The sequence below is a fragment of the Acidovorax delafieldii 2AN genome (genome assembly GCF_000175235.1).
In the GTDB taxonomy this organism is placed as follows: Bacteria; Pseudomonadota; Gammaproteobacteria; order Burkholderiales; family Burkholderiaceae_C; genus Acidovorax; species Acidovorax delafieldii_B.
This window is the reverse complement of the sequence record NZ_ACQT01000337.1, coordinates 1-3,168: the sequence shown is the minus strand read 5'-3', so window position 1 is coordinate 3,168 and position 3,168 is coordinate 1. Positions and strand designations below refer to the sequence as shown.

The window sequence follows — 3,168 nt, the reverse complement described above, 5'->3', positions numbered from 1 at the left end:
AGCCGTTGGCGCGCTGGCTGGCTGCGCCCGGGGCCGTGACGGTGGTCGATTTCATCTACACACGCTGTCAGACCGTCTGCCTTTCCTTGGGCAGCAGCTTTGCGCAAATGCAAGCCAGCCTGCAGCACGACCGCGCAGCCGGGCCCACCGGCACGGACCACGCTGTCCCCGCCAGCGCGGGGAGGCAGGTGCGCCTGCTGTCGATCAGTTTCGACGGTGCATATGACACCCCGGCGCAACTGCAGGCCTACGGGCAGAAGCTGCAGACCGACCCGGCCGTGTGGCAACTGGCGCGCGTGCCCGACCCTGTGCAGAGCGCGGCGTTGCTGCGTAGCCTGGGCGTGGTGGTGGTGCCCGACGGGCGTGGTGACTACGAGCACAACGCCGCCCTGCTGGTGGTGGACGGGCGGGGGCGTCTGGTGCGCATTTTCGACCAAGCCGAGCAGCAGCTTGCGCTCGACTACGCACGCGACCTGGCGCAGCGGCAGACGCCATGACCACCTCCCTGCACGTCCATTCTTTGGCGACCCGTTGGACCCCGCTGTACGCCGCCGCCTGCACCCGCATGGCGCGCGTTTTCACACTTTGCACGCCGCGGCGGCAGGCACTGCTGGGCTTGGCGATGCTGGCAGTGCTGCTGTGGCCGTCCGTGCGCCACGCGCTGGAGGCCAGCATGGCGCGGCACATGCTGGCGCAGTTTCCGCTGTTGCTGTGCAGCGGGGCCCTGTTGGCCCAGGGCTTGCCGGGCTTTGCGCGCGCGGCCGTGTCCCGCTGGAACGCCCACGGCATCAGCGGCCTGGTGGGGGCCACTCTGGTGCTGGCCGTGCTGATGGTGCCGCGGGCGCTCGACCTGGCGCTCGTCGATCCCTGGGTGGAAGCGTGCAAATGCGCCGCGCTGGTGCTATCGGGTGCGGCGCTGCGCCTCTCCTGGCGCGCGGCGGGGCTGGTGGTTCAGGCGTTTTTCCTGGGCAATGTCTTGCCCATGACGGCCGTGGTGGGCCAGCTCTACATCGATTCTCCCGTGCGCGTGTGCAACGCCTATCTGCTGGATGACCAGGCGCTGTTGGGCGGTTGGCTGGTGCGGGCCGCCATTGCGATAGCCACGCTGTGGCTGGTGCAGGTGGTCTGTGCCATGGCGCGCAGGGAAGCGGTGCATGCCCCGCCGTTGCCGCCCTCCGGGCGGGGATGAATCCTTGCCGCCAACTGGCGCTGTGTGCTCTTTTTTTTGTAGCTGTTGGCGCTTATGCGATAAGCGCTGCAGGCATGTTCCGCACAAAATTGACTGTAACCGCCTCACCCGCCGGCGCTGGGGCTGCTGCGCTTCGCCATGGGTGGCTGCCGCAGGGGCGGAGAGCCCCGCGGTGCATCGCCGCAGCCTCGGCCCGAACTGTTTCGCCGCCGCCGTTCTGCACGGCCGTGATTGGGCGGAAAATCGCTGCTCACGCCCCAGGACTCACCATGACACAGCTTGACGACACCGACCGCGAAATCATCAGCACCCTGCGCGCCGATGCCCGCACGCCGGTGGCCACATTGGCGCACAAGCTGCGTGTGTCGCGGGGCACGGTGCAGAACCGCCTGCGCAAAATGGAGGAAAGCGGTGTGATCGTGGGCTACACCGTGCGCCTGCGCCCCGATTCGGAGCCGCAGCGCATCCGTGCCTGGATGAGCATTGCGGTGGAGGGCAATGCCGCGCCCGAAGTGATCCGCGCGCTGCGCGGTGAACCCACCGTGGGGACGCTGCACAGCACCAATGGCCGCTGGGACATCGTGGCCGAGGTGCGGGCCGACAGCCTTGAGGCATTCGACAGCGCGCTGGGCCGCATCCGGCTCACGCCCGGCATCGCCAATACCGAGACGAGCATCCTGCTGTCAACGTTCAAGGTGTGAATGCACCGCGCGGTGCGGGTGGCAACGCACCGGGTTTTTGCGGGCCCTCAGGGGTTTCCTTCATGGCCGGCCAGCGGTGGCTGGGGTCCAATAGCGGGGTTGTATTTCCCCGGAGTTCTGCATGCAGCGTCGTCACATTCTTCAGTGGGGCACCACCGCCCTGGCCGCACCCGCCCTGCTGGCCCAAGCCCAGAGCTTTCCCGTCAAGCCCGTCAAGCTGGTGATCGCCTTTCCGGCAGGCGGCCCCACCGACATCACCATGCGCGCCCTGGCCGATAACGCCAGCCGCATCCTCGGCCAGCCCGTGATCGTGGAAAACAAGCCTGGCGCCGGTGGCACCTTGCCCGCACAGGCACTGCAGGGCGCGGCTCCCGACGGCTACACCATTGCCCAGATTCCGCTGGGCGTGTTCCGCCTGCCGTACACCACCAAGATCAACTGGGACCCGGTCAAGGACATCAGCTACGTGATCAACGTGACCGGCTACGCCTTCGGCCTGGTGGTTCCGGCCGACTCGCCGCTCAAGACCTGGACGCACTTCGTCGCCTGGGCCAAGGCCAATCCGGGCAAGTTGAGCTATGGCTCGACCGGCACCATGACCAGCCCCCACCTGACCATGGAGTTGATCGCCCAGAAGCTGGGCATCGAGCTGCTGCACGTGCCCTACAAGGGCAGCGCCGACCTCATGCAGTCCATCCTGGGCGGGCAGATCATGGCGGCCGCCGACTCCACGGGCTTTGCGCCGCAGGTGGAGGCCGGCAAGCTGCGTGTGCTCAACACCTGGGGCGCCGAGCGCCTGGCCAAGTTTCCCGATGCCCCCACGCTCAAGGAACTGGGGATCGACATCGTGCAGAACTCACCCTTCGGGATCGGTGCGCCCAAGGGCACGCCGCCGGCCGTGGTCAAGCGCCTGCACGATGCCTTCAAGCAGGCCATGGAGCAGCCCAGCTACCGCACGGCACTGGCCCGCTACGACATGGTGCCCATGTACATGGGCAGCGCCGCGTACCAAAAGTTTGCGCAAGACACCTTCGCGCGCGAGAAGGCGCTGGTGGAAAAGCTGGGGCTGGCGAAGGTCCAGTGACGCTCTTATTTTTATAGCGTTTTGCGCTTGTGTTGCAAGCGCAGCAGCCCCAAACGCCCGCATATTGCGGCGGGTGTGTCAGTCCAGGCCCAGTTCGCGGGCGTCCGCCAGATGCGCGTCCCACGCTCCGCTCAGGCGCGGGTCCGGATCACGGTTCAGGTAATGGCTGCCTCGCGCGGCACGCACCAGCAGCG

General features: G+C 67.4%; 4 protein-coding genes. All 4 read left to right on the top strand.

Features of this window, described 5'->3' with window-relative positions; translation table 11 throughout:
- Positions 1-497 (top strand): SCO family protein (locus ACDELDRAFT_RS20620; protein WP_005800025.1); only part of this gene is annotated, 497 nt, incomplete at its 5' end.
- Positions 494-1,189, top strand: a complete 696-nt coding sequence (locus tag ACDELDRAFT_RS20615) for a hypothetical protein (RefSeq protein WP_005800024.1) — start codon at positions 494-496, stop codon at positions 1,187-1,189. The genes ACDELDRAFT_RS20620 and ACDELDRAFT_RS20615, both read left to right, overlap by 4 nt.
- Positions 1,190-1,458: 269 nt before the next feature.
- On the top strand, positions 1,459-1,890 hold the full coding sequence (locus ACDELDRAFT_RS20610) for an Lrp/AsnC family transcriptional regulator (RefSeq protein WP_005800023.1): 432 nt from the start codon (positions 1,459-1,461) through the stop codon (positions 1,888-1,890).
- A 121-nt stretch (positions 1,891-2,011) separates the two neighbouring features.
- On the top strand, positions 2,012-2,974 hold the full coding sequence (locus tag ACDELDRAFT_RS20605) for a tripartite tricarboxylate transporter substrate binding protein (protein ID WP_005800022.1): 963 nt from the start codon (positions 2,012-2,014) through the stop codon (positions 2,972-2,974).
- Positions 2,975-3,168 lie beyond the last annotated feature (194 nt).

What these genes read in the sequence shown, in the direction of transcription:
- ACDELDRAFT_RS20615 (WP_005800024.1), top strand. Translation starts at nt 494, where the DNA reads ATGACCACCTCCCTGCACGTCCATTCTTTGGCGACCCGTTGGACCCCG.
- ACDELDRAFT_RS20605 (WP_005800022.1), top strand. Translation starts at nt 2,012, where the DNA reads ATGCAGCGTCGTCACATTCTTCAGTGGGGCACCACCGCCCTGGCCGCA.
- ACDELDRAFT_RS20610 (WP_005800023.1), top strand. Translation starts at nt 1,459, where the DNA reads ATGACACAGCTTGACGACACCGACCGCGAAATCATCAGCACCCTGCGC.